This is a genomic window from Streptomyces sp. GL_140 (assembly GCF_057834465.1).
Map to the genome: position 1 here is coordinate 2202582 of NZ_CM174404.1, position 26410 is coordinate 2228991.

Annotated in this window: 21 protein-coding genes; 5 read left to right on the forward strand and 16 right to left on the reverse strand. The window is 71.0% G+C overall.

The annotated features are described in order from the left end of the window. Positions 1–104: 104 nt before the first annotated feature. The 12 genes from AC3IYJ_RS10345 to AC3IYJ_RS10400 form a co-directional block, all read right to left on the reverse strand. Positions 105–440: an RNA polymerase-binding protein RbpA gene (locus AC3IYJ_RS10345; RefSeq protein WP_007263454.1), complete on the reverse strand. Its 336-nt coding sequence runs from the start codon at positions 438–440 to the stop codon at positions 105–107. A 179-nt stretch (positions 441–619) separates the two neighbouring features. Next, entirely contained in the window at positions 620–856 is a 237-nt protein-coding gene (gene secG / locus AC3IYJ_RS10350) for a preprotein translocase subunit SecG (protein ID WP_405494213.1), read from the reverse strand. Between the two features lie 178 nt (positions 857–1034). Next, positions 1035–1811 carry a triose-phosphate isomerase gene (gene tpiA / locus AC3IYJ_RS10355; RefSeq protein ID WP_489401010.1) on the reverse strand — a complete coding sequence of 259 codons (777 nt, stop codon included), beginning with the start codon at positions 1809–1811 and terminating at the stop codon, positions 1035–1037. A 5-nt stretch (positions 1812–1816) separates the two neighbouring features. Then, entirely contained in the window at positions 1817–3028 is a 1212-nt protein-coding gene (locus AC3IYJ_RS10360) for a phosphoglycerate kinase (protein ID WP_489401011.1), read from the reverse strand. 142 nt (positions 3029–3170) lie between these two features. Further along, positions 3171–4175: a type I glyceraldehyde-3-phosphate dehydrogenase gene (gene gap / locus AC3IYJ_RS10365; protein WP_243338363.1), complete on the reverse strand. Its 1005-nt coding sequence runs from the start codon at positions 4173–4175 to the stop codon at positions 3171–3173. A gap of 208 nt (positions 4176–4383) precedes the next feature. Further along, a complete protein-coding gene (locus AC3IYJ_RS10370; RefSeq protein WP_489401012.1) occupies positions 4384–7347 on the reverse strand; it encodes a M14 family metallopeptidase in 2964 nt (987 codons plus the stop codon). 158 nt (positions 7348–7505) lie between these two features. Then, entirely contained in the window at positions 7506–8507 is a 1002-nt protein-coding gene (gene whiA, locus AC3IYJ_RS10375) for a DNA-binding protein WhiA (protein ID WP_112449750.1), read from the reverse strand. Further along, positions 8498–9568: a gluconeogenesis factor YvcK family protein gene (locus AC3IYJ_RS10380; RefSeq protein WP_489401013.1), complete on the reverse strand. Its 1071-nt coding sequence runs from the start codon at positions 9566–9568 to the stop codon at positions 8498–8500. The genes whiA and AC3IYJ_RS10380 overlap by 10 nt, the downstream gene beginning before the upstream one ends. Continuing rightward, on the reverse strand, positions 9565–10536 hold the full coding sequence (gene rapZ / locus AC3IYJ_RS10385; protein WP_489401014.1) for an RNase adapter RapZ: 972 nt from the start codon (positions 10534–10536) through the stop codon (positions 9565–9567). Before rapZ ends, AC3IYJ_RS10380 begins: the two co-directional genes overlap by 4 nt. After that, the gene (gene uvrC / locus AC3IYJ_RS10390) at positions 10533–12587 is read right to left on the reverse strand and encodes an excinuclease ABC subunit UvrC (protein WP_489401015.1); all 2055 of its coding nucleotides are present in this window, start codon (positions 12585–12587) and stop codon (positions 10533–10535) included. The genes rapZ and uvrC overlap by 4 nt, the downstream gene beginning before the upstream one ends. Positions 12588–12683: 96 nt before the next feature. Continuing rightward, positions 12684–13493, reverse strand: coding sequence for a hypothetical protein (locus tag AC3IYJ_RS10395; RefSeq protein WP_489401016.1), 810 nt, complete (start codon positions 13491–13493; stop codon positions 12684–12686). Positions 13494–13497: 4 nt separating this feature from the next. Continuing rightward, positions 13498–14154: a papain-like cysteine protease family protein gene (locus tag AC3IYJ_RS10400; protein WP_489401017.1), complete on the reverse strand. Its 657-nt coding sequence runs from the start codon at positions 14152–14154 to the stop codon at positions 13498–13500. Between the two features lie 236 nt (positions 14155–14390). Here AC3IYJ_RS10400 and AC3IYJ_RS10405 point away from each other — a divergent pair, with 236 nt between their 5' ends. Next, complete coding sequence (locus AC3IYJ_RS10405) at positions 14391–15362, forward strand: hypothetical protein (protein ID WP_489401018.1); 972 nt, start codon at positions 14391–14393, stop codon at positions 15360–15362. 59 nt (positions 15363–15421) lie between these two features. Here the strand turns inward: AC3IYJ_RS10405 and AC3IYJ_RS10410 are convergent, their stop codons facing one another. Next, positions 15422–15853: a Rieske (2Fe-2S) protein gene (locus tag AC3IYJ_RS10410; protein WP_489401019.1), complete on the reverse strand. Its 432-nt coding sequence runs from the start codon at positions 15851–15853 to the stop codon at positions 15422–15424. Positions 15854–15981: 128 nt separating this feature from the next. Here AC3IYJ_RS10410 and AC3IYJ_RS10415 point away from each other — a divergent pair, with 128 nt between their 5' ends. Then, positions 15982–16860, forward strand: a complete 879-nt coding sequence (locus AC3IYJ_RS10415; RefSeq protein WP_489401020.1) for a carbohydrate kinase family protein — start codon at positions 15982–15984, stop codon at positions 16858–16860. 173 nt (positions 16861–17033) lie between these two features. On the opposite strand, the gene uvrA is transcribed toward AC3IYJ_RS10415, so the two are convergent. Continuing rightward, the gene (gene uvrA, locus AC3IYJ_RS10420) at positions 17034–20012 is read right to left on the reverse strand and encodes an excinuclease ABC subunit UvrA (RefSeq protein ID WP_489401021.1); all 2979 of its coding nucleotides are present in this window, start codon (positions 20010–20012) and stop codon (positions 17034–17036) included. Positions 20013–20199: 187 nt separating this feature from the next. On the opposite strand from uvrA, the gene AC3IYJ_RS10425 reads away from it, so the two are divergent. From AC3IYJ_RS10425 to AC3IYJ_RS10435, 3 genes are all read left to right on the forward strand, one after another. Continuing rightward, positions 20200–20892 (forward strand): maleylpyruvate isomerase family mycothiol-dependent enzyme, encoded by a 693-nt coding sequence (locus AC3IYJ_RS10425; protein WP_489401022.1) that lies wholly within the window; start codon positions 20200–20202, stop codon positions 20890–20892. A gap of 9 nt (positions 20893–20901) precedes the next feature. Then, positions 20902–21558, forward strand: coding sequence for an MBL fold metallo-hydrolase (locus AC3IYJ_RS10430; RefSeq protein WP_489401023.1), 657 nt, complete (start codon positions 20902–20904; stop codon positions 21556–21558). 170 nt (positions 21559–21728) lie between these two features. After that, positions 21729–23099 (forward strand): MFS transporter, encoded by a 1371-nt coding sequence (locus tag AC3IYJ_RS10435; RefSeq protein WP_489402768.1) that lies wholly within the window; start codon positions 21729–21731, stop codon positions 23097–23099. A gap of 26 nt (positions 23100–23125) precedes the next feature. Here AC3IYJ_RS10435 and AC3IYJ_RS10440 read toward each other — a convergent pair whose 3' ends face one another. Beyond that, positions 23126–24109 carry a TerC/Alx family metal homeostasis membrane protein gene (locus AC3IYJ_RS10440; RefSeq protein WP_489402769.1) on the reverse strand — a complete coding sequence of 328 codons (984 nt, stop codon included), beginning with the start codon at positions 24107–24109 and terminating at the stop codon, positions 23126–23128. Positions 24110–24373: 264 nt separating this feature from the next. Further along, positions 24374–26383: a TerD family protein gene (locus AC3IYJ_RS10445; protein WP_489401024.1), complete on the reverse strand. Its 2010-nt coding sequence runs from the start codon at positions 26381–26383 to the stop codon at positions 24374–24376. Between the last annotated feature and the right edge of the window lie 27 nt (positions 26384–26410).

Consider the following 26410-nt stretch of genomic DNA (forward strand, 5'->3'; position numbering starts at 1 on the left):
GGATGGGAAGGGGCACAAACGACACAAAGCGGCCCGGCCCGCAGGAGAGGAAGACTCCTGCGGGCCGGGCCCGATGTCACATCAGTTGTTTTGCCGCGGAAGCGTCAGATCTCTCCGCGCAGCTTGGCGAGGGCCTCGGCGAGGATCGCCTCGCCGTCGGCGTCGGTCCGCCGTTCCCGTACGTACGCCAAGTGCGTCTTGTACGGCTCGGTGCGCGGCGGCGCCGGAGGATTGTCCCGGTCCTGTCCGGCCGGGAACCCACAGCGCGGGCAGTCCCAGGTATCCGGCACCTGCGCGTCGCTGGCGAAGCTGGGCTGCGTCTCGTGCCCGTTCGAGCACCAGAAGGAGATGCGCAGGCGGGGCGCGGACTCGCCGCGCTCGGCCTCACCCATCGGCCCCGCTCCGACCCGACTGCCACGGATCGCGTTGCCACTTGCCACGGTCGTAACTCCCTGCGTGATGGTGCCGCGAAGCGTGAGTGGATTCCGTCGCGGGCGCCCAAGTCTACGTAAGGCCCAACGCGCGTCCAGTGACTGGAGTTACCCATTCCAGACGTGAACGCCGGACCTCATGATAGGCCGGGGAGAGCCGACCGGACTGCCGGAATGGCCAGAACGGTTCAGCTGCCGGACTTCATGAGCAGGCCGAGCGCGACGATGCACGCGAACCACAGAAGACCGATCACCACGGTGATGCGGTCCAGGTTGCGCTCCGCGACCGAGGAGCCGCCGACCGACGACTGCATGCCGCCGCCGAACATGTCGGAAAGGCCGCCGCCCTTGCCCTTGTGCATCAGCACGAGCAGCATCAGCAGGGCGCTGAAGACGACCAGGGCGATCTCGAACCCCAAAATCACGGCTGATTCCTACTTTCTGGGCTTACTGGCATTCCGGCGTTCCCACATTGCCGATTACGTGCGCGGGGGCCAGCGGCTGATGGTTCAGCCTGCTGGCCCCCGCAAGGGTACGACGGATCCGCCCTACCGCATACTCACTGTCGCTCGCACCGCGACCGCGGACCGTTTCCCGACGGCCCTACTGGTCGCGGAACCGGACGATCTTCACGAACTCGTCCGCGTCCAGCGCCGCGCCGCCGATCAGGGCGCCGTCGACGTCGGGCTGGGCCATGATCGCGGCGATGTTGCCGGACTTGACCGAGCCGCCGTACTGGATGCGGACCTTGTCGGCCAGCTCCTGCGAGTACAGCTCCGCGAGGCGCACGCGGATCGCTCCGCAGACCTCCTGGGCGTCCTCGGGCGTGGCGACCTCGCCGGTCCCGATCGCCCAGACGGGTTCGTACGCGATCACGATGGACTCGACCTGCTCGGCCGGGACGTCCTTGAGGCCGCCGTCGAGCTGGTTCAGCGTGTACTGGACCTGCTGGCCGGCCTTGCGGATGTCCAGGCCCTCGCCGACGCACAGGATCGGGGTGATCCCGTGCTTGTAGGCGGCCTTGACCTTGGCGTTGCAGATCTCGTCGCTCTCGGCGTGGTACTGCCGGCGCTCGCTGTGGCCGACGGCCACGAACGTGCACTTCAGCTTCGACAGCATCGGACCGGAGATCTCGCCGGTGTAGGCGCCGGAGTCGTGCGCAGAGATGTCCTGGGCGCCGTACTTGATCTTCAGCTTGTCGCCGTCGACCAGGGTCTGGACCGAGCGGAGGTCGACGAAGGGCGGCAGGACCGCGACCTCGACGGCGTCGTAGTCCTTGTCGGCCAGGGCGAAGGCGAGCTTCTGGACGTGCGCGATGGCCTCGAGGTGGTTGAGGTTCATCTTCCAGTTGCCCGCCATCAGCGGGGTGCGCGTGGTCATGCGGTTCAGACCTCCAGTGCGGCGAGGCCGGGGAGCGTCTTGCCCTCGAGGTACTCGAGGGAGGCGCCGCCACCGGTCGAAATGTGGCCGAAAGCGTTCTCGTCGAAGCCGAGGATGCGGACGGCGGCGGCGCTGTCGCCACCGCCGACGACCGTGAAGGCGCTGCTGTCGAGGAGCGCCTGCGCGATGGCCTTGGTGCCGTTCGCATAGTCGGGGTGCTCGAAGACGCCCACGGGACCGTTCCAGAACACGGTCTCGGCGTCGGCGATCTTCGAGGCGTACAGCTCGCGGGTCCTGGGACCGATGTCCAGGCCCTCCTGGTCGGCGGGGATCTTGTCCGCGTCGACCGTGATGAACTCGGCCGGGGCCTTGGTCTTCAGGTCCGGGAAGTCCTTGGAGGCCAGGATGTCGACCGGGAGGACCAGCTCGACGCCGTTCTCCTCGGCGCGCGCCATGTACTCCTTGACGACGTCCACCTGGTCCTTCTGGAGCAGGGAGATGCCGACCTCGTAGCCCTTGGCGTACAGGAAGGTGTACGCCATGCCGCCGCCGATGAGGATGCGGTCGGCCTTGCCGAGCAGCTGGTCGATGACGGCGAGCTTGTCGGAGACCTTGGCGCCGCCGAGGATGACCACGTACGGGCGCTTGACGTCGGCGGTCAGCTTCTTCAGGACGCCGACCTCGGTGGCGATGAGGTAGCCGGCCGCGTGCGGGAGGCGCGCGGGGAGGTCGAAGACCGAAGCGTGCTTGCGGTGGACAGCGCCGAAGCCGTCGCCGACGTAGACGTCGGCGAGCTCGGCCAGCTGGTCCGCGAAGGCGCCGCGCTCGGCGTCGTCCTTCGAGGTCTCACCGGCGTTGAAGCGGAGGTTCTCGATGACGGCGACCTGGCCGTCGGCGAGGGCGGCGACGGTCTCCTTGGCGGAGGCGCCGACGGTGTCGGTGGCGAACTTGACGTCGGTGCCGAGCAGCTCACCGAGGCGGGTCGCGGCGGGGGCCAGCGAGAAGGCCGGGTCCGGGGCGCCCTTGGGGCGGCCCAGGTGCGAGGCCACGACCACGCGGGCGCCGGCCTCGGCGAGCTTCGCGATGGTCGGCTGCACGGCGCGGATGCGGCCGTCGTCGGTGATCGCACCGTTGGCGAGCGGCACATTGAGATCGGCGCGGACGAAGACCCGCTTACCGGAAACGCCCTCGGCGAGAAGTTCGTCGATCGTCTTCATTGCTGTTACTACTCCTTTTCCCCGGCCGGATCCTGTATCCGTGCGAGGTGAGAGGTACAAGGCAAGCAACAGGGCCCGCACAGCGCTTCGTCGCGCTGCCCGAGCCCCGGTGCTCACATTGTGGTGCCTGCTGCCTTGGTGCTTAGAGCTGGCCGCCGACGAACACGGTCAGGTCGACGAGGCGGTTGGAGTAGCCCCACTCGTTGTCGTACCAGCCGATGACCTTGACGCTCTTGCCCTGGACCATCGTCAGGGAGGAGTCGAAGGTGCAGGAGTACGGCCAGTTCACGATGTCGGAAGAGACGATCGCGTCCTCGGTGTAGTCCAGGATGCCCTTGAGCTGACCCTGAGAAGCCTTCTGGAAGGCCGAGTTGACCTCGTCCTTGGTGACCTCGCGCTCGAGCTCGATGACGAGGTCGGTGACGGAACCGGTGGGGACCGGGACGCGCATCGCGATGCCGTCGAGCTTGCCCGCCAGCTCCGGGATGACCAGCGCGGTGGCCTTGGCGGCACCCGTGGTGGTCGGGATGATGTTCTCGGCGGCGGCGCGGGCGCGGCGCAGGTCCGAGTGCGGGAAGTCCAGGATGCGCTGGTCGTTCGTGTAGGCGTGGACCGTCGTCATCATGCCCTTGACGATGCCGAAGTTCTCCAGGAGGACCTTGGCCATCGGCGCCACGCAGTTGGTGGTGCAGGAGGCGTTGGAGATGACGTGGTGGTTGGCCGCGTCGTACTTCTCCTGGTTGACGCCCATCACGATCGTGATGTCCTCGTCCTTGGCCGGAGCCGAGATGAGGACCTTCTTCGCGCCGGCCGCGATGTGCTTGGCGGCGTCGGCCTTCTTGGTGAAGATGCCGGTCGACTCGATGACGATGTCGGCGCCCAGCTCGCCCCACGGCAGGTTCGCGGGGTCGCGCTCGGCGAACGTCTTGAAGGTGTTGCCGCCGACGGTGATCGTGTCGTCGGTGTGGCTGACCTCGGCCTTGAGGCGGCCCAGGATCGTGTCGTACTTGAGAAGGTGCACCAGGGTGGCATTGTCAGTCAGGTCGTTGACACCGACGATCTCGATGTCCGCTCCCTGCTCCAGGAGCGCACGGAAGTAGTTGCGGCCAATTCGGCCAAAACCGTTGATGCCTACGCGGATCGTCACGAACCGATCTCCTCGTTGGTGCGCCGGCCTGTCCGCCGGCGAGCTGTATGGGATGTCCCCGACCGCTTACGACCCTACCTCTCCGTGAGCTTCCAAGTGACATCGACCATCGTCTGACACACCCCGAGGCCCCGCACTCCAAGACGGGTACGGGACCTCGGGGACTTTCTGCCCCGTCACTCAAAGTGAGCGGAACCGGGGTATCCGATCAGCGGTTCAGCGAGCGGAGAGCCTTACCGACGAGTACGGCGCGGTCGGCTGCCGCCGGCACGTGTTCCAGGCCGAAGCCCAGCAGTACGGTGTTACGCGTAGTGACCGAGGCGTATGACTTGAACAGCTCCCCGGTCCGGGACCAATCGCCCGCAACATCAGGACTTCCGGCAGGAGCGCCTTGAGCGGTCCAGGACCCGAGCGAGGTCTCGAATCCCTCGGCCGTCTGGTCCGTACCGCCGATCGAGACCCGCGCGTCGTCCGCGAAGACCCCGCGACCGCCCGAACCCGGGTCGGTGATGTAGGAGAGCGACACCTCGACGCTCTTGCCCGCGTAGGCGCTCAGGTCGAAGGAGACCTGCTTCCACCCGTTGGAGGTGCCGGTGAAGCTGTTCCAGGCTCCGCTGGTGCCCTGCGGGGCGCAGCCGGCGGAGTCGAGGGTGAGGTAGCGGCGCAGGAAGGGGTGGTCGTTGACGAAGAACCCGGCCTCGCACTCCGCGGGAACCGCAGTGCTGGTCAGGCCGCTCGCCTCGGGAAGCGTGGTCCAGTCGTCGCCGCCGACGGTGTGCGACTCCAGGACCGCGTGGTCGTAGCCCTCCTCGGTGTTCCAGTTCAGCGCGGTCTTGAGCTGCGGCTTGTCCGCCGCGGTGACCCCGGTGAGATCGATGGTGCGGGTGAGTCGCTTCCAGTCGTCGTCGGCGTGGGTGGCCGAGGCCATCCCGGTGCCGGCGTACGGGGCGTACGGGTTGACGATCCCGGCGTACTGGCCCGCCTGCGCGCTCTTGAACTGCGGGAACTGGGCCGCGGGCAGGGTGTCGGAGGTGACCGTGTAGGAGCCGGGGCGGTCGAGCGGGTTGCCCGTGGCGTTGCCGAGGCCGCCCGTGGCCCCGGAGAGGGTGCCCGCGCCGGTGAAGCCGGTCGGGCCGCTGACGGTCGCGCGGCCGTAGGCGCCGAGGTAGTACTGGCTGAAGTCGTCGGTCACGGCGCGGCCGACCTGGGCGTTGCCGCCCGCCAGCTCACCGGCCTCGATCAGCTTGCCGCCCTCGTTGAGGAAGTCGCGTACCGCCAGCTGGGTGGGACCGCCCGGGGACTTGGCCCCCGTGTAGTGGACGGCCGTGCGGAAGTGGGAGAGCACTCCGAGGTGGTGCGGGGCCCCCTGGACGGCCACGTCCCAGACCGCCGCGCTCTTGCCGTTGGCGCGCAGCGCGTCCACGTACTCCTGGGTGTGCTGCGCCGGGGCGCCCTCCTCCGCGATCACCAGGACGTCGGCGCGCGGCCGCTCGGCCACCGTGTAGGTGAAGTGCTCGCTGGAGACCTGCTTGCCGCCGCGATCGCGGCCGGTGAACCAGACCTCGACCTTGTCGCCGGGCTTCGCGCCGTCGACCTTGGCCCGGTACTCGTCGAAGTAGTTGTTGTCGTCGCCGCCGTAGACGTCACCGCCCTTCCAGGCCTTGAGGTCCTCGTCGTGGGTGCGACCCCCGTTGATCTTGAAGTTGAGCTCCTTGTCCTTCAGCGCCTTGCGGGCCGTGACGGCGACCGTCTGGTCCTCGCCGCGGGCCACGTAGGACGTGGTGAAGGGGTCCAGGGTGAAGTCCGCGGCGCTCAGGCCGACGGAGGACTTCGGCTGGTCCGGGTGCTCGACGCTCTCGGCGACGGAGAGGGCGAAGGGGACGTTCTTGGCGAACTCCGCCTGGATGAGCTTCTCGTCGTCCGGGAAGTTGAAGACGGAGGCGCAGTCCTCGGGCTGCCAGCGGTCGTTCGGGTCGATGGCGGAGACGGTCTGGCAGGTGCTCATCTCCGGCGTGAACATCATGACGCCGTTGGCGTTGGCAGCCTGGCTGTCGGCCTCGCCGTTGGTGGTGTAGAGCTCCGAGGACACCTGCGGGTAGTAGCCGGGTACGGCCGAGTTCTCCGGGGTGCCGGCGAGGGCCTTGTAGGCGATGTCGTCGGGGGTGGGGGTGGCCACCTGCCAGCCCACGCCGTAGAGCAGCAGCTCGGCGGCCGAGTGGTAGTTGATGGCGTACTTGAAGCCGATGCGCTTCTCGAACTTGTCGAGGGCGACGGTCTCGGGCTCGGAGGAGGCCTTGGGGCCGCGGTAGGTCTCGCTCGACGGGTTGGGCGAGGAGCCCTCGTTGTCGTAGCCCCACCGGTAGGCGAAGTTGCGGTTGGGGTCGACACCGTCGCCGGCGGTGATCTTGCCGTCGCCGTTGTTGTCCCGCAGGTTCTTGCGCCACAGCCGCGCGCTGTCGGACGTGAAGGTGTAGTCGTACCCGTCCGGGTTGGCGGAGAGCAGGAACCACATCTCGGTGGAGTCCACCAGCTTGGTGATCCGCGGATCCTTGCCGTAGCTGTCGATGGTCTGGTGCATCAGCCGCCGGGTCATCTCGGGGGTGATCCACTCGCGGGCGTGCTGGTTGGACATGTACAGCACGGCCGGCTTGTCGCCGTCCTTGGACTTCTTGGCGTTCTTGGTGACCTTCAGGGCGAGGATGTCCTTGCCCTGGACGGTCTTGCCGATGGAGACGACCTTGGTGAGGCCGGGGTTCTCCTGCGCGGTGCGCAGGATCTCCTCCTGGAGACCGCCCTTGCCGCTGTACGGGCGGAACACCCCGTCTCCGGCGGCCGCCAGGGAGCGCGCGGCGGCCTTGGAGGCGACCTTGCGCTCGGCGAGCTTGACGCCCTGGGCGGCCAGCCCCTTGGCCTGGCCGCCGGTGAGGTAGAGCTCGACCTTGGCGGTCCCGGACTCCGGGAGGCGTCCGGAGAACTCCTGCGCGTCCTGGCCGGCGGCCTGGACGAGCGGGACCTGTTCCTTCGTGATGTCGGCTTCGTAGACCCTTATCTCGTCCGCCGCCGCCTGGGCGTCGGCCCGGGCCTGGGCGCTGGCCGCCGCGGGTAGTGCGGCCAGTGTGGTTCCGAAGACGAGTGCGCTTGCGGCGAGGATCGATCTCGCGCGGTGCCTCATATGCCCCCCTGGGCGTCGTCTGCCACGAAAGCTTCGGACGACAGGCTCACGACCCGCCCATGCTCATGTCAATGGGGCATACCGAAAGAGGTCCGCACGAGTGATCGTGCGGACCTCTTACGGCGTCTTCCGGAGGACTGCAGTCCGGTACGGGGGCCTCAGCCGGCCATGTTGTCGGCCAGCTCCTCGCTGTCGCTGAGGTCGAGGTTGGACTCGGTGCCCGGGATCCCGAGGTCCTGGGCCCGCTTGTCGGCCATGGCCAGCAGGCGGCGGATCCGGCCCGCGACCGCGTCCTTGGTCAGCGGCGGGTCGGCGAGGGCGCCCAGCTCCTCCAGGGAGGCCTGCTTGTGCTCCATGCGCAGCCGGCCGGCCGCGGCGAGGTGCTCGGGGACCTCCTCGGCGAGGATCTCCAGGGCGCGCTGCACCCGGGCTCCGGCGGCCACCGCGGCCCGCGCCGAACGGCGCAGGTTGGCGTCGTCGAAGTTGGCGAGGCGGTTGGCGGTGGCGCGCACCTCGCGCCGCATCCGCCGCTCCTCCCAGGCCAGCACCGAATCGTGGGCGCCGAGCCGGGTCAGCAGGGCGCCGATGGCGTCCCCGTCCCGTACGACGACCCGGTCCACCCCGCGGACCTCGCGGGCCTTGGCGGCGATGGAGAGCCGGCGGGCCGCGCCGACGAGCGCCAGGGCGGCCTCCGGGCCGGGGCAGGTGACCTCCAGCGAGGAGGAGCGGCCCGGCTCGGTGAGCGAGCCGTGGGCGAGGAAGGCCCCGCGCCAGGCCGCCTCGGCGTCACAGGTGGCCCCGGAGACCACCTGCGGGGGAAGACCCCGGATGGGGCGTCCGCGGCCGTCCACGAGCCCGGTCTGGCGCGCCAGCTGGTCACCGCCGGCGACCACGCGGACCACGTACCGGTTTCCGCGGCGCAGACCGCCCGGAGCCATGATCACCAGGTCCGAGGAGTGCCCGAAGATCTCCAGAATGTCCTTGCGCAGGCGGCGGGCCGCGATCCCCGCGTCCAGTTCCGCCTCGATGACGATCCGGCCGCTCACCAGGTGCAACCCGCCCGCGAACCGAAGGATCGCCGAGACCTCCGCCTTCCTGCAGCAGGTGCGGGTGACGGGCAGGCGGGCGATCTCATCCTTCACCGCGGGCGTCATCGCCATGGGCCGATCCTTCCATGCATCCGAAAAATACGGTCGTACGCGGCGGCGAGCAGCTCCGGATCATGCTTCGGAGCACCGTCCTGCCTGGCAACCGGCGCCAGCTCGACCGCGGCACCGAACCGTTTTGCGGCATCGGCGAGGGACTCGCGGTCGGGCACGGCAGCCTGATCGGCCAGCACCACGTCCAGGGCGAGTTTAGGGGCGTGTCGGGCCAAAACCTCCAAATGACGCTGCGGAGAGAACCCCTCGGTTTCACCGGGTTGTGGTGCGAGGTTCAGCGAGAGGATCCGCCGCGCCTTCGTCTCGACCAGCGCGTCGAGCAGTTCGGGCACCAGCAGGTGGGGGATCACGGACGAGAACCAGGAGCCCGGACCGAGCACGACCCAGTCGGCGTCGAGCACCGCGGCGACGGCTTCCGGCACGGCCGGCGGGTCGGCGGGCACGACCTGCACGGAGAGCACCTCGCCGGGGGTCAGGGCCACGGTGGCCTGCCCCCGTACGGTGTCCACGTCCTCGGGGCGCGCCGGATCGTGACCCTTGACCAGGGCCTGGAGCTCCAGCGGGACCGCCGACATCGGCAGCACCCGGCCCTGTGCGCCGAGCAGCTTGCCGACGAGGTCCAGGGCCTGGACGGGATCGCCGAGCTGTTCCCACAGGGCGACGATCAGCAGGTTGCCGACCGCGTGCTCGTGCAGGTCGCCCTTGGACTGGAAGCGGTGCTGGATGACCCGCGCCCAGGTCTGGCCCCAGTCGTCGTCCCCGCACAGCGCGGCCAGCGCCTTGCGCAGGTCGCCGGGGGGCAGGACCCCGAGCTCCTCGCGCAGGCGGCCGCTGGAGCCTCCGTCGTCGGCGACGGTGACCACGGCGGTCAGCTCGCCCGTGATCCGGCGCAGGGCGGTCAGCGAGGCCGAGAGGCCCCGGCCTCCGCCGAGCGCCACGACCTTGGGAGCAACCACCTCGGGGGCTTCGCCGCGGCGGAGCCCGGTGCGGGCCGCGCCGTCTTCGCCCTTGCCGGAGGCGAGCCGGCGAAGGCGGCGCAGCCGCAGGGTACGTCCGGTCACTCGCGCCCCATGTCCCTGTGGACGACGACGGTCTCGACTCCTTCGGAGGCGAGGCGGGCGGCGAGCTTCTCCGACATGGCGACACTGCGGTGCTTGCCACCGGTACAGCCGACGGCGATGGTCACGTACCGCTTGCCCTCGCGGCGGTAGCCGGTGGCGATGAGCTGGAGGAGCTCGGTGTAGCGGTCGAGGAACTCCTTGGCGCCGGGCTGCCCGAAGACGTACGCCGACACCTCCTCGTTGAGCCCGGTGAAGGGGCGCAGCTCCGGAACCCAGTGCGGGTTCGGGATGAAGCGGCAGTCGACGACCAGGTCGGCGTCGACGGGCAGGCCGTACTTGAAGCCGAAGGACATGACGGTGGCCCGCAGCTCGGGCTCCTCGTCTCCCGCGAACCGGGCGTCCATCTTGGCGCGCAGCTCGTGCACGTTCAGGCTGGAGGTGTCGATGACCAGGTCGGCGTCGCCGCGCAGCTCGCGCAGCAGGTCGCGCTCGGCGGCGATGCCGTCGACGATGCGGCCGTCGCCCTGGAGCGGGTGCGGTCGGCGGACCGACTCGAAGCGGCGTACCAGGGCCTCGTCCGAGGACTCCAGGAACACGATCCGGCGGGTGACCCCGCGGGTCTCCAGGTCGGCGAGGGACTCGCGCAGGGCGTCGAAGAACTGGCGGCCGCGGACGTCGACGACGACGGCGATGCGCGCCACGTTGCCCTGCGAGCGGGCGCCGAGTTCCACCATGGTGGGGATCAGCGCCGGCGGGAGGTTGTCGACCACGAACCAGCCGAGGTCCTCCAGGCACTTGGCCGCCGTACTGCGGCCGGCCCCGGACATTCCGGAGATGATCACCAGCTCGGGGATGGCCGCCTCGGCGGTATCTCCGGGCTCCACTGTCGTGCCCGTACTCACCTGTGCTCCGTCTCGGTCGTACTCGGTCTTGCGGTCGGTTTCGTTGTGGGTTTCGTGCTCGGTCATTGCTCGGTCCCCCGTTCGGATGCTGCCCCCGCGGTCGCGGTGGTCTCATCCTCGATGATCTCGCCGGTCGCCGTGTTGACCGCGGGACCAGCGGGAACCGCCTGGGCGAGGGCCGCGGCCACGGTCTCGGCCGTCTTGCGGCCTATGCCCGGGACCTCGCAGATCTGGTCGATTGTCGCCTGCCTGAGCTTTTTCACCGAACCGAAATGCTTCACCAGGGCCAGTTTGCGACTCTCGCCCAGTCCGGGGACCTCGTCCAGCGGGCCGGACTTCAGCCGCTTGGCGCGCTTGTTGCGCTGGTACTGGATGGCGAACCGGTGGGCTTCGTCACGGACCCGCTGGAGCAGGTAGAGGCCCTCGCTGGTCCGGGGCAGCACCACCGGGTCGTCCTCGCCGGGCAGCCAGACCTCCTCGAGGCGCTTGGCCAGGCCGCACACGGCCACGTCGTCGATCCCGAGCTCCTCCAGGGCCCGCTGGGCGGCGGCCACCTGCGGCTGCCCGCCGTCGACCACGACGAGCTGGGGCGGGTAGGCGAAGCGCTTGGGCCGGCCGTCGTCCGCGGCCGCGTCCACCTCGAACCCGGCGGCGTCGGCGACCGGCTCGGCGTCGGGGCCGTCCTCGCCGTCCCCGGGGGACCATTCCCCCGTCTTCAGCTTCTCCTGGAGGTAGCGGCGGAAGCGCCGGGAGACCACCTCGTGCATGGAGCGGACGTCGTCCTGCCCCTCGAACGACTTGATCTGGAACCTGCGGTACTCGCTCTTGCGCGCCAGCCCGTCCTCGAAGACGACCATCGAGGCCACCACGTCGTCGCCCTGCAGGTGCGAGATGTCGAAGCACTCGATGCGCAGCGGCGCCGCGTCCAGCTCCAGCGCCTCGGCGAGCTCCTCCAGGGCCCGCGAGCGGGTGGTGAAGTCGGCGGCGCGCTTGGTCTTGTGCAGGGCCAGGGACTGCTGGGCGTTGCGGTGGACGGTCTCCATCAGCGCCTTCTTGTCCCCGCGCTGCGGGATGCGCAGGCTGACCTGGGCGCCGCGCCGCTCGGCCAGCCACTCGGAGAGCGCCGGGGTGTCCTCGGGGAGCGCCGGGACCAGCACCTCCTTGGGGACGGACTCGCCCTTCTCCTCCCCGTAGAGCTGCTGGAGGGCGTGCTCGACGAGCCCGGCCGTGTCCACGGCCTCCACCTTGTCGGTGACCCAGCCGCGCTGACCGCGGACCCGGCCGCCGCGCACGTGGAAGATCTGCACGGCCGCTTCGAGCTCGTCCTCGGCGACCGCGAACAGGTCGGCGTCGGTGGCGTCGGCGAGCACGACCGCGTTCTTCTCCATGGCCCGGCGCAGGGCCCCTATGTCGTCGCGCAGCCGCGCGGCCTTCTCGTACTCCATCTCCTCGGCGGCCTCGTGCATCTGCCCTTCGAGGCGGGAGAGGTGGCTGCCGGTGCGGCCGGCCATGAACTCGCAGAAGTCCTCGGCCAGTTCCCGGTGCTCGTCGGGGGTGACCCGGCCGACGCAGGGCGCGGAGCACTTGCCGATGTAGCCGAGGAGGCAGGGGCGGCCGATCTGGGCGGAGCGCTTGAACACCCCGGCGGAGCAGGTGCGGACGGGGAAGACCCGGAGCATCAGGTCGACGGTCTCGCGGATGGCCCAGGCGTGCCCGTAGGGGCCGAAGTAGCGCACGCCCTTCTTCTTGGGCCCGCGCATGACCTGGACCCGGGGGTACTCCTCGTTCATGGTCACGGCGAGGGAGGGGTAGCTCTTGTCGTCCCGGTACTTGACGTTGAACCGGGGGTCGAACTCCTTGATCCAGGAGTATTCGAGCTGGAGCGCCTCGACCTCGGTGGAGACCACGGTCCACTCGACGGAGGCGGCCGTGGTCACCATGGTGGCGGTGCGGGGATGCAGTCCGGCGAGGTCCTGGAAGTAGCTGGCCAGCCGCTGGCGCAGGCTCTTGGCCTTCCCGACGTAGATCACCCGGCGGTGCTCGTCGCGGAATTTGTAGACCCCCGGGGAGTCGGGGATCTGTCCCGGCTTGGGGCGGTAGCTGGAAGGGTCGGCCATGCCAACCACCCTACTGTCGCCCGCCGACAACCGAGCCGTTCCCCCTGCTGCGGCGCGGGGCCCGGCCGCCCGGTCGGCGGCCGGGCCCCCGGGTGGCTACGCCCGCACCACCCGCTGCCGCCGTGAGCGCCGCACGGCCGCCGCGCCGGCCGCACCCAGCGCCAGCGCCACGGCTCCGGCGGCCGCCGGCGCTCCGGCGGAACCCGGTCCGGCGGCGGGCCCGGAAGCGGACCCGATGGTGGCTTCCGTGGGGGCGAAGCCACCGGCCTTGCCGGACTTGGAGTAGGCGGAGCCGGGGAGCTTGTCCCCGTACGCCTTCACGACCCGGGTCCGGTACGCGGCCAGGCTGGTGCCCTGCGCGCCGACGGCCCGTACCGCGTCCTCGTCGAGCGGCAGCACCCGATCGCCCCGGGCCACGTACCACGCGTCGATCTGCGGCTCGCGGAACACCGTGCCGCCCACAAGTTTCGCCGCGCCGAGCTGCGCGTAGCGGAACTCGTCGTCACCGGTGGCGATGTTCACCACCTGCCAGCCCGCTTCCGTCCTCGCGGTCCACAGCGCGGCCTGCTGGCCGTCGGAGGAGACCGCCTTGCTGGCGAGGAACTCCAGGCGGGACACGCTCGCGCCCGCCTTCCCCGCCACGAAGTCCGGCGACAGGTAGTTCACCGCGATCGCCTCGCCCTCGATACGGGGCTGCGCGGAGCTCAGCGTGACCTTGCCCTCCCGGGAGAAGAACCGGGACAGGGTGGCGAGGGCGTCCGGGGCCGCGGCCGCCTGCGCGGCGGCGGCCCGGATCTCGGCGGTGGCGCTCAGGGGCTGCGGCACCGGCGCCGCGGTTGCCCGGGTGGGGGCCAGGGCGAGTGCCGCGGTCGCGAGGACGACCGCGGCGGCGAGGCGAGGATTCATGGGGTCACGCCCCGATCCGGTAGAGGGAGTGGGTCCAGGAGAAGGCGCTGTTGTCCACGTACCAGGCGTGGGAGGCCCAGTTGTAGCGGTCGCTGGAGGGCCACGGGTCGCCCCAGTACACCCAGCTGTTCGCGGTGTCGTAGCCGTAGACGACGTGCATGTGGCCGCCGCCGTTGGACCACTCGATGCGGGTCTCGACCGGGCGGTTCGCGTTGATCTCGCTCTGCACGGTGGAGTACTGGAGCCAGCCGGTCACATAGGAGCCGGAGTTGATGCCGGCCCAGCGCAGGGCGGTCTGCACGTTGGCCAGGCTGGCCTGGTTGTTGGGGCAGTCGTAGCCCTGCTGGCGGTTGAAGGCGGCGTTGCAGAACTGGTTCTGGCTGTAGCTGCGGCCGAACCAGGTGGCGATGGTGTTGCCGCTCGCTGCCCAGCACCAGTTGGTCTTCTGCTGCGCCTGCATGGTGATGTTGAGGCGCTTGGACGCCAGGGCGGCGCTGTCGGCCGACGGGGCGGCGGCGGTGGTGGTCGTGGCGGCGGTGGTGGCGGTCGTGGTGCCCGTACCGGCGGCGACATCGGCGGCGGTGGCGGTACCGGTGGGCAGGGCGAGGAGCAGGGCGGTGACGAAGGCGGCGAGGGAAAGCCGCCGGTTTCTGTTGCGCATCGCGTTCCTCCCGAGGTGGGGAGTGGGGGTGGAGGAGCGCGTCCGGACGCTGTGGAGGAGCATCAGGTGTTGTCGGGAACAGGTCAACACGCTTCAATACGGCGTGACATCGCAGTGTGAACGGTGGGGCCAGAGTGTGAACGTCCGCCACCAGTCCACCTGGACGCACCCGGACCTCGGACGTCACCGCGGGACCGCCCGCACCCCGCTTTCGTGAACGTTCACAGGAGGCCCCCATGCGGTCGAGCGCGGACAGCAGACTTTCGGACGGCAGACACGCGGACGGCGCCCCGGAGTTACCGCACCTGCTGCGCACCGGCCCCTTCCACCTCGCGCTCCGCGCCGCCCTCACCGCCCGCGGACTCCCCCTGCACCGGGTCCAGCACCGGCTCGCCGCACGCGGCATCAAGCTCGGGGTGACCAGCCTCAGTTACTGGCAGCAGGGCGCCAGGCGGCCGCGCCGCCCCGAGTCCCTGAAGGCCGTACGGGCCCTGGAGCAGATCCTCGAACTGCCCGAAGGCACCCTGCTGCGGCTGCTGGCCGCGCCGGATCCCGCCACCGGGTCCGAGACCCCGAGACCCCAGGCGCGCCCGTACCGGGCGCTGGTCAGCGTGGGCGCGGCCGTGGAGGCGGTACTGGCCGGCATGGAACTGCCCGCCGACGGCGGCCTGCACACGGTCGGCCACCACGAGCGGGTGCGGATCGGGCCCGCGGGGGAACTGCTGGGCCGCGAATCGCAGCACGTCGTACGGGCCCACCGCGACGGGGTCGACCGGTACGTCGCCGTCCACCACGGGGACCCCGGCTGCGACCCCGCCCGCATCCGGGTCCACGCCGACGACAACTGCCGGACCGGGCGGATCCGCCGCCACCCCGAGGCCGGGGTGGTCGTCGCCGAGCTGCTCTTCGACGCCCGGCTCCGCGCCGGGGACACCTACGTCTTCGGCTACGGCTTCGAGGACGGAACCGGCGGCCGCAGCACCGAGTACGTCCGCGGCTTCAGCTACACCGGCGGGCAGTACGTGCTCCAGGTCCGATTCGACGAGGCCGCCCTGCCGGTGCGTTGCCGCCGTTTCACCCGCAGCGGCCCGGGCGCCCCGCGCGGGCACCTCTGCGACCTGATCCCGAGCGGCCCGCACCGGGCCGTGCACCTGGTGGAACAGGGGGTCCGGCGCGGGATCCTGGGGATCGCCTGGGACTGGGACTAGGGCCTGCCACGGCGACCGCTCAGCCAGCCGCTCAGCCGCCCGCCCGGCCGACCGACCGCTCAGCCCGTGACGAGCTTGCCGTTCTCCGCCTTCACCGGGACCTCCGGCAGCGGGTCGGTGGCCGGGCCCTGCAGGACCTTGCCGGTGGTCACGTCGAAGCGGCTGCCGTGGCAGGGGCAGGTGCCCTCACCCTTGACGATCTTGTCCAGGACGCAGCCCGCGTGCGTGCACTGCGCGCTGAAGGCCTTGTACTGGCCCGCCTCCTGGCAGCTGACGATCAGCTTCTTCTCCCGGAACAGCTTGGCGCCGCCCACCGGGACCTCGGTCGCGGCCCCGAGCTCCACCGGCTCGGCCGGGACCGCGGGGCTGCCGTGGCCGCTGTTGCTCTCGGTGGAGCAGGCCGCGAGCGTTGCTCCGGCGCCGACGGCCCCGGCGAGCGCGGCCGCGCCCTTGAGGACGGTACGACGGGCTGCGGACTGCGACGCGGACATGCGGTTCTCCTGAGGTGTGCGATCGGCCGGGCCGGGCCGTCTCTTTCGGATCCTGTCGGTCAGGTCCGCGAGAGACGGCCGCAGGCCCACCCGACGATACCGCCGCCCGATGGGATACCTTCCCCCGCGTGATCGTCGTCGGTGGAGAAGCCCTGATCGACCTGGTGCCCGTCGCGGAGCCGCCGGGCGCCCTGCTGCCCCGGCCGGGCGGCGGACCGTACAACACCGCGCTCGCGCTGGGCCGGCTCGGTGCGCGGACCGCCTTCTGCTCCCGGGTCTCCACGGACGGCTTCGGCGCCTCGCTGCTCGCCGGGCTGCGGGCGGCCGGCGTGGACCTGTCCCTGGTCCAGCGCGGTCCGGAGCCGACCACCCTGGCCGTGCCGTCACTGGCCCCGGACGGCTCGGCGGCCTACGGCTTCTACGTCGAGGGCACCGCCGACCGGCTGTTCCGGCTGCCGCCCGCGCTCCCGGAGGGCGTACGGGCCCTCGCGCTCGGCACCTGCTCCCTGGTGCTGGAGCCCGGCGCCGGAGCCTACGAGGCCCTGCTGCGCCGGGAGTCCGGGCGCGGGCTGCTCACCCTGCTCGACCCCAACATCCGGCCGACGCTGATCGCGGAGCCGGACGCGTACCGCAAACGCTTCCTGTCCTGGCTCCCGTACGTCTCGGTGCTGAAGCTGTCGGAGGAGGACGCCGCCTGGCTGGGCGGCCGGGTCCGGGACTGGCTGGCGGCGGGACCCTCGGCGGTGGTGCTCACCCGGGGGGCCGGGGGTCTGACGGTGTGGACCCGGGAGGGGGCGGAGCACTCGGTGCCCGCCCGCCGGGTCGGGGTGGTGGACACCATCGGCGCGGGCGACACCGTGAACGCGGCCCTGCTGCACCGGCTTTCGGGCCTCCCGGGCGGCGTCGGGCGGGCGGACTGGCCCGAGGTCCTGTCCTACGCCGCCGACGCGGCGGCGCTGACCTGCACCCGGGCAGGCGCGGAGCCCCCGTACGCGGCGGAGCTCTGACCTTTCCGCCGTTCCCCGGGCTCTGCCCGGACCCGGTCCTCAAGCGCCGGACGGGCTGAAAATGCCGCGCAGCGGCACACTCCAGCCCCGTCGGCGTTTGAGGCGCGGGGTCTGGGGCGGAGCCCCAGGGAACGGGCGAAGGGTGGGTAGGGGAGCTCCGCCCCGCGCAGCGGCTACGCCTTGCGCGCCCGGGTCGCCTTCTTCGCCACGGCCTTCTTGGCCACGGCCTTCTTCGCCGGAGCCGCCGCCTTCTTCGCCGCAGCCCGCTTCGCCGGACGGGCCGGCTCCGAGGCCACCGCGTCGGAGATCCGGTCCGCCCCCAGGATGTCCCGCAGGAACTTGCCCGTGTGGCTCGCGCCCACCGACGCCACCTGCTCCGGGGTGCCCTCCGCGACGACGAGGCCGCCGCCGTAGCCGCCCTCGGGGCCCATGTCCACGACCCAGTCGGCGGTCTTGACCACGTCCAGGTTGTGCTCGATGACGATCACCGAGTTCCCCTTGTCCACCAGCCCCGACAGCACCTTGATCAGCTTCGAGATGTCCTCGAAGTGCAGACCCGTCGTGGGCTCGTCCAGGACGTACACCGTCCGGCCCGTGGAGCGCTTCTGGAGCTCCGAAGCCAGCTTCACGCGCTGCGCCTCACCGCCCGAGAGCGTCGGCGCGGACTGGCCGAGGCGCACGTACCCCAGCCCCACCTCGTTCAGGGTCTTCAGGTGCCGCGAGATCGTGGGAACCGCCTCGAAGAAGCCGGCGGCCTCCTCGATCGGCATGTTCAGGACCTCGGCGATGGACTTGCCCTTGTAGTGGACCTCCAGCGTCTCCCGGTTGTACCGGTCGCCGTGACAGACCTCGCACGGGACGTAGACGTCCGGCAGGAAGTTCATCTCGATCTTGATCGTGCCGTCGCCGGAGCAGTTCTCGCAGCGGCCGCCCTTGACGTTGAAGGAGAAGCGGCCCGGCAGGTAGCCGCGCACCTTCGCCTCCATCGTCTCCGCGAACAGCTTGCGGACGTGGTCGAAGACGCCCGTGTACGTCGCCGGGTTGGACCGCGGGGTCCGCCCGATCGGCGACTGGTCCACGTGCACGACCTTGTCGACGAGTTCGTCGCCGTCCACCCGCGTGTGCCGCCCCGGCACCGACCGGGCGCCGTTGAGCTCGCGCGCCAGGTGCGTGTAGAGGATGTCGTTGACCAGCGTGGACTTGCCCGAGCCCGAGACGCCCGTCACCGCGGTGAGCACGCCCAGCGGGAAGGACACGTCGATGTCGCGGAGGTTGTTCTCCTTGGCGCCGTGGACCGTCAGCTTGCGCGCCGGATCCACGGGACGGCGTACGTCCGGGAGCGGGATGGACCGCTTGCCGGACAGGTACTGGCCGGTGATCGACTCGGGGTTCTTCAGCAGCTCCTTCAACGAGCCGCTGTGCACGACCTTGCCGCCGTGCTCGCCGGCGCCCGGACCGATGTCCACGACCCAGTCGGCCACCTTGATGGTGTCCTCGTCGTGCTCGACGACGATGAGCGTGTTGCCCATGTCCCGCAGCCGTACGAGGGTCTCGATCAGGCGGTGGTTGTCCCGCTGGTGCAGGCCGATGGAGGGCTCGTCCAGGACGTAGAGCACGCCCACGAGGCCGGAGCCGATCTGCGTGGCGAGGCGGATGCGCTGGGCCTCGCCGCCCGACAGGGTGCCGGCGGCGCGGTTGAGCGAGAGGTAGTCGAGGCCGACGTCCACGAGGAAGCGCAGCCGCTCGTTGACCTCCTTGAGGACCCGCTCGGCGATCTGCTTGTCGCGGGCGTCCAGCCTCATCCTGCCGAGGAAGTCCGCGCACTCGCTGATCGACATCGCGGCGACCTCTGCGATGGACCGGTCCATCACGGTCACCGCGAGCACGATCGGCTTGAGCCGGGTGCCCTGGCAGGTGGGGCAGGGCACCTCGCGCATGTAGCCCTCGAAGCGCTCGCGGCTGGCGTCGCTCTCGGACTCCGAGTGCCGCCGCTTGACGAAGGGAACCGCGCCCTCGAAGGCCGTGGTGTAGGCCCGCTCGCGCCCGTACCGGTTGCGGTAGCGGACCTCGATCTGCGTCTTGTGGCCGTACAGCAGGGCCTTCTTGGCCCGCAGCGGCAGCCCGGCCCACGGGATGTCGGTGCGGAAGCCCAGCTCCCCGGCGAGCGCGCCGATCAGCCGCTGGAAGTAGTCCTTGGTGTGGCCGAGCGACCACGGCGAGACCGCGCCCTCGTCCAGGGACTTGTCCTCGTCCGGGACGATCAGCTCCGGGTCCACCTCCATGCGCGTACCGATGCCGGTGCACTCGGGGCAGGCGCCGAAGGGCGAGTTGAAGGAGAAGGAGCGCGGCTCCAGCTCCTCGAAGGAGAGGTCGTCGTAGGGGCAGTAGAGGTGCTCGGAGTACATCCGCTCGCGCTCGGGGTCGTCCTCGGCGAGGTCGACGAAGTCCAGGATCACCATGCCGCTGGAGAGCCCGAGGGCGGTCTCCACGGAGTCGGTCAGGCGGCGCTTGGCGCCCTCCTTGACCGTGAGGCGGTCGATGACCACCTCGATGGTGTGCTTCTCCTGCTTCTTGAGCGTGGGCGGCTCGGAGAGCTGGATCGTCTCCCCGTCGACCCGGGCGCGGCTGTAGCCCTTGGTCTGGAGGTCGGCGAAGAGGTCGACGAACTCGCCCTTGCGCTCGCGCACCAGCGGCGACAGCACCTGGAAGCGGCTGCCCTCGGGCAGTGCGAGCACCTTGTCGACGATCGCCTGCGGCGACTGCCGCGAGATCGGCCGACGGCACTCGGGGCAGTGGGGCTTGCCGATGCGGGCGAAGAGCAGGCGGAGGTAGTCGTAGACCTCCGTGATGGTGCCCACGGTGGAGCGCGGGTTGCGGGACGTGGACTTCTGGTCGATCGAGACGGCCGGGGAGAGGCCCTCGATGAAGTCCACGTCGGGCTTGTCCATCTGCCCGAGGAACTGGCGGGCGTACGACGAGAGCGACTCGACGTAGCGGCGCTGGCCCTCGGCGAAGATCGTGTCGAAGGCGAGGGAGGACTTGCCCGAACCGGAGAGCCCGGTGAAGACGATGAGGGAGTCGCGGGGCAGGTCGAGCGAGACGTTCTTGAGGTTGTGCTCGCGAGCGCCACGAACGATGAGACGGTCGGTCACGCCGGTCCGCACCTTTCTTGAGAGAGCGGGGGCACCGGCCCCCGTCCCAGGGTATTGGGGGGCGCCTCTGCGATGGACTTGGAGACTGGACTCCGAGCGTATAGCACGTGCATTCGATTTCCGGCACTCCGCCGACTGCTTCACCCGAACGTGTGGCTCGGGCCCTTCAACCACTAGGCTCGGCCGCATGATTGATCATGTGCACGACCTGCGATCTGTACGTGAAGCCACCGACCGGCTGCTGACCGCAGTCGCGAAGCTGGACAACGCCGCTCTGGCCGAAGAGTCACATCTCCCCGGCTGGACCCGGGGCCACATCCTGGCCCACCTCGCCCGCAACGCCGACGCCCTGGTGAACGTCTTCGAGGGCCGCCCGATGTACGAGAGCGGCACCGCCCGCGACTCGGACATCGAGCGCGATTCGGGACGTCCTCTGCTGGAACAGCTCGAGGACGTCCGGAATTCCGCGGCCGCCTGGCAGGCCGTCGCCGAGGCCCCGAAGGACTGGACGCGCACGCTGGAGCTGCGCAACGGCGTCACCGACAGCGCCGCCCGCATCCCCTTCCGGCGCCTGGTCGAGGTCGAGCTGCACCACGTCGACCTGAACATCGGCTACGAGCTCGCGGACCTCTCCGACCGGTTCACCGGACAGGAGATCGAATTCCTGGCCGACCGCTGGTCCGGCCACCCCGAGGTCCCCCCGGTCACGCTGAAGACGGACGCCGACGACCGCACCTGGCACACCGGCGGCACCGAGGGCGACCCCGTGACCGTCTCCGGGCCCGCGGACGAGCTCCTCGGCTGGCTGGCCGGCCGCGGACCCGAGGGAGCGCACCTGTCCGTCGAAGGCGGCCCGCTGCCCGCCCTCCCCGCGCTCTAGGATCGGTTCATGACGTACAGCGGAGCGGTCAAAGTCGGCGGTCCGGCCGACGTGCACGAACTCTCGGACCTCATGATCTCCAAGGTCGCGGTGGGAGGCATGAACAACAACGCCTACCTGCTGCGGTGCCGGGCCACCGACGAGCAGCTGCTGATCGACGCCGCCGCCGAGCCCCAGACCCTGCTGAACCTGATCGGCGACGGCGGCATCGCGTCCGTGGTCACCACCCACCGGCACGGCGACCACTGGGGCGCGCTGGCGGAGGTGGTCGAGGCCACCGGCGCGCGGACGTACGCGGGCGCCCACGACGCGGAGGGCATCCCGGTCCCGACCGACGTCCTCGTCGCGGACGGGGACACGATCACGGTCGGACGGGTCACGCTGACCGCCCGCCACCTGGTCGGCCACACCCCCGGGTCGATCGTGCTGGTCTACGACGACCCGCACGGCCACCCGCACGTGTTCACCGGCGACTGCCTCTTCCCGGGCGGCGTCGGAAACACCTGGGGCGACCCGAAGGCCTTCGTCCAGCTCGTGGACGACGTCGAGGAGAAGATCTTCGGCGCGCTGCCGGACGAGGCCTGGGTCTACCCGGGCCACGGCGGCGACACCACGCTCGGCAACGAACGTCCCCACCTGGCCGAATGGCGCGAGCGCGGCTGGTAGCCGACGGCGGCCGCGTCAACCCGGCCACGGTCTGCACTCCTTCCGGTCGATGATGACCGAACGCACGTCCTGAGGGTGTGGGGCGGGGTAATTGCTGCACCATGCAACAAGACCCCTCCCCCGCCCCGGCCTCCCAGGACCCCGGGGCCCCCGCTCCCGAGCGGCCCTCCATGCTCCGGCTCGCCTCGGCCTCCCTGGCCGGCACCGCCATCGAGTTCTACGACTTCTTCGTCTACGGCACCGCCGCCGCCCTGGTCCTCGGGCCGCTCTTCTTCCCCTCCTTCTCGCCGCTCGCCGCGACCCTCGCCGCCTTCGGCACCTTCGGCGTCGGCTTCCTCGCCCGCCCTCTCGGCTCCGCCGTCTTCGGCCACATCGGCGACCGCTACGGCCGCCGCCCGGTACTGCTCGGCTCGCTGCTGCTGACCGGGCTGGCCACGGTGGCGGTGGGCTGCGTGCCCTCGTACGCCTCGATCGGGGTGGCGGCTCCGCTGCTGCTGATCCTGCTGCGGTTCCTGCAGGGCTTCGGCCTGGGCGGCGAATGGGGCGGCGCGGTGCTGCTGACTGCCGAGCACGCCCCCGAGCGCCGGCGCGGGCTGTGGTCGAGCTTCCCGCAGATGGGCCCGGCCGTGGGGTTCCTACTGGCCAACGGGCTGATGCTGACCCTGACGAGCACCCTCACCGACGGGCAGTTCGCCTCCTGGGGCTGGCGCGTGCCGTTCTGGGCGGCCGGGCTGCTGGCCCTGGCCGGACTGTGGCTGCGCCGCTCGGTGGAGGAGACCCCGCAGTTCCGCGCGCTCGCCGAGACCGGCCGCCGGGCGGACGCACCGCTGGCCGAGGTCGTACGGGGCCACTGGCGGCTGCTCCTGCTGACCGGCGGGGCGCTGGCCGTGGGGTACGCCGTCTTCTACGCGGCCACCACCTGGTCCCTCGCGTACGCCACCGAGCACATGGGCGTGCGGCGCCCGGTGATGCTCGCGTGCGTCATGGCGGCCGTCGCGCTCAAGGGCCTGGCGACCCCGGTGGTGGCGGTGCTCGGCGACCGCTACGGCCGGCGCCCGCTGTGCCTGGCGGGCTGTGCGGCCTGCGCGCTGTGGATGTTCCCCTTCGTGGCCCTGCTGCGCACGGCCGACCCGCTGCTGATGACGCTGGGGCTGCTCGGCGCCCTGCTCGGCATGGTGACGATGTTCGCGGTGGTGGGCGCGTACCTGCCCGAGCTCTACGCCCCGCGGATCCGCTGCACGGGCGCGGCCGTCGGCTACAACCTCGGCGGGGTGCTCGGCGGCGCGCTGACCCCGATCGTGGCGACGGCCCTGGCGGACGGCCCGGGTCCGCCGTGGGCCGTCGCGGTGTACCTGACGGCGATCGCCCTGGTCTCGCTGGCCTGCTTCGCGCTGCTGCCGGAGACGAACCCGGTGGTCGTGCGCCGGCGGTCGGGCCCCGGCAAGGACCCGGACAAGGGCGCGGACGTGGGCACGGGCAAGGGCGCCGGCAAGGGTGCGGACGCCGAAGCGGGGGCGGCCGGAGCGGCCGCCCCCGCGTAGCCCCGTAGGGCCGCGGCCGGCGCGTACTAGGCCTCGATGTGCTCCGGGCTGGCGGCGGCCTCGGCCGCCGCCTGCTTCTTCGAGGCGATGAGGCTGGTGATCGTGGTGATCACCAGCACGCCGCAGATGACGCCCAGGGAGACCGGGATGGAGATCTGCGGGACGTGCAGGCCCGACTCGTGCAGGGCGTGCAGCACGAGCTTGATGCCGATGAAGCCCAGGATGACGGAGAGGCCGTAGCTGAGGTGGACCAGCTTCTTGAGCAGGCCGCCGATGAGGAAGTACAGCTGGCGCAGGCCCATCAGGGCGAAGGCGTTGGCCGTGAAGACGATGTACGGGTCCTGGGTGAGGCCGAAGATCGCGGGGATCGAGTCCAGGGCGAACAGCACGTCGGTGGTGCCGATGGCGAGCATGACCACCATCAGGGGGGTCAGGATCCGCTTGCCGTTCTTCTCGATGAAGAGCTTGGTGCCGTGGTAGCGGTCCGCGACGCCGAACTTCTTCTCGATGGACTTGAGGAGACGGTTCTCCTCGAACTCCTCTTCATCCTCGTCCTTGCGGGCTTCCTGGATCAGCTTCCACGCGGTGTAGATGAGGAACGCGCCGAAGATGTAGAAGACCCACGAGAAGTTGGCGATGATCGCGGCGCCCGCCGCGATGAAGATCGCCCGCAGGACCAGGGCGATCAGTACGCCCACCAGCAGCACGCGCTGCTGGAGGTGGGAGGGGACCGAGAATTTCGCCATGATCAGGACGAAGACGAAGAGGTTGTCCACGCTCAGGGACTTCTCGGTGATGAAACCGGCGAAGAATTCCTGAGAGGCCTGGCCGTGGCCGAAGAACAACAGGCCCAGGCCGAAGAGCGCGGCGAGGGCGATCCAGACGACCGTCCAGATGCCCGCTTCCTTCATGGAAACGTCATGGGGTTTGCGGCCGATGAAGAAATCGGCGCCGATCAGGATGCCCAGACCCAGAATGGTCAGCACCCAGAGGGTCAACGAAACGTCCACAGTGAACATGCCTCCGGCAGATGGCTCAGCACTTTGTCAGCGTCATCGCTGCCGGAGGTCTCTTCCACCCGGACGGCCTGGAGGCCACGGGCCGGCGCCCCGGGACCGATTGCAGTCCGTATTGACGGGCACGCCGTAGCAGGAAAGCAGGAATACTCCCCTCCGCACTCATAAGCGTACCCGTAGCGGACGCTCAAGGTAAAGGGGAGACCAAGAATTGCTCAACGGCCGGTCATCCGGGGCAGGGCGGCGGACCGCCCGCGGTCACCGCCCGGAGCCCCGCCGGGCCACCGCCACCCGCTCCAATACCTGGTCGAGGACCCGGCTGCCCTGCGGCGGCAGGTCCGCCTCGAAGGTCCAGGCGTGGTGGACCCACGGATCGGCGAGATGGTCGTCCGGCACGGGCGACAGCCGCATCAGCGAGCGCCACAGCGGATCCAGCAGCGGCCCGTAGGCCGAGGCCTCGTCCCGGTCCGCGACCATCAGCAGGTGCACGCCGACCGCCGGACCCTCATCGGCGAGGTAGCGCAGACGGGTGACGGCGCGGTCGTCGAACCCGTGCGGGAAATCGTGCACGATCAGCAGCTGATCGGCCGTGTCCACATCGGGCGGCAGGTCCTCCGGAGCCCCGGCCCGCACCGCCATCTGTACGAGGTCCACGCGCCGGGTCAGCCGCTCCAGGGTCTCGGTGACCCCCGCGGCCCCGGCGGCTGGCGGCCCGGCCAGCACACCGGCGCGCACCAGCGGCGCCAGCGAGGCAGCTCCGGCGCCGGCCGCGTCGATGACGTGGACGGCGAACCGGTCGGCGGGGTGGGCACCCAGCAGCCGTACGGCGTGCGCGACGGCCATGTCCATGGCGGCCCGGCGCAGCCGGTCGGTGTCCATGGCCATCGCGGCTTCGGAACCGGTGCGGCCGTTGTCGATCCACAGGCCCCGCTCCAGCGGGACCCGCACCAGCATGGGGATCCGCAGGCCGGGCCCCTCCGGCAGGCTGAGATCGCCGAGGCGCAGGGCCAGCGGGCTCTCCGCGGGCACGGCGTGCGCATGCCAGACGGGGCTGTCCCAGCGGGCGTACGCGGTCGGCAGCGCGGGCTCGACCACCTCGGACTCGGCGGTGAGCTGGGCGAGGTCCCGGTCGAGCACGGCCTGCGCCCGCGCAACCAGCTCGTCGCGGCGGGCCCGGACGGTGTCGCGGGCGGCGTTGCCGGAGCCGCCCAGGCGGTGGCGCGGGTCGGCCAGGGCTTCGTCGAGCTCACGGTCCATGCGGGAGTCGGCGAACTCGACGGCTCCGCGGTAGGCGGCGACGGATCGGGCCAGGTCCTCGAACATGCCCCAGACCTGGTTGTAGAGCCGTTCCTCCATGGACCAGCCGCTCGCATCCCCGGCGACGGGCCGGGGCGCCTCGCCGGGCTGCGCGGGCGCAGCGGGGCGCGGCGCGGGCTCCGGCGGTTCGGTGCTGGTGCGGCGGCGGGGGTGGGCGTAGCTGATGGTGGGCGGTGAACCCGCGGCGTCGGCGCCGGGCACCGTCGCGGGGCCGGAGCCCGGGCCCGGTCCGGCTCCGGGCGCGGCGTCGTAGGGCGAGCCGGAGACCGGGAACGGGTCCGGCGGCGCGGGGGTCGTGGGTACGGGGGCCACGGGTGCGGGCGCGTCCTGCGGGCCCGGTGAGCGCAGGCCCTGGGGCAGGGTGGGCGCCGACCCGGTGGGCATGGCCGCCAGGGTGATGTCCCCCGACGGCGTGAGCCCCAGTGCGACGGCGGCCAGCTCGGTGGCGGCCGGGCCGGCCAGGCCGCCGTCGGCCAGCAGCGCGCCCAGTCCGGCGGCGTACCCCTGGCCCACGGCGCGCACCTTCCAGGCGCCCTGGCGCCGGTACAGCTCCAGGGCCAGGACGGCGGTCTCGGTGTCCAGGTCGGTCATCGTGTATCCGGCGAGCTCGGCGCCCTCCGGTTCGGCCACGGACACGTAGGAGGCCGGGACCGCGCCGAAGCGTGCCGGGCCGCCGGGCGGCAGGACGAGGACGACCCCGACCCGGTGCACGGCCGCGCCGACGGTGTCGAGGTCGACCTCTATCCGGTGCTGACCGGAGACGACCCCGGGCACTTCGAGGCCCGGCAGGCTCCGGGATCCGGGGTGGGCCACCGCCCCGGGCCCGGAGAGCCGGCCCGCCTCGTCGGCGAACTGGGCCAGGGCGAGCACGGGTGTGCCCGCCGAGACCCTGATCTCCACCCGGCTCCGGGACAGGGGGTGGTTCTGCCCCCGGACCAGTTCGGCCGTCATCGTGCAGCCCCTCCCCCGTACCCGTTC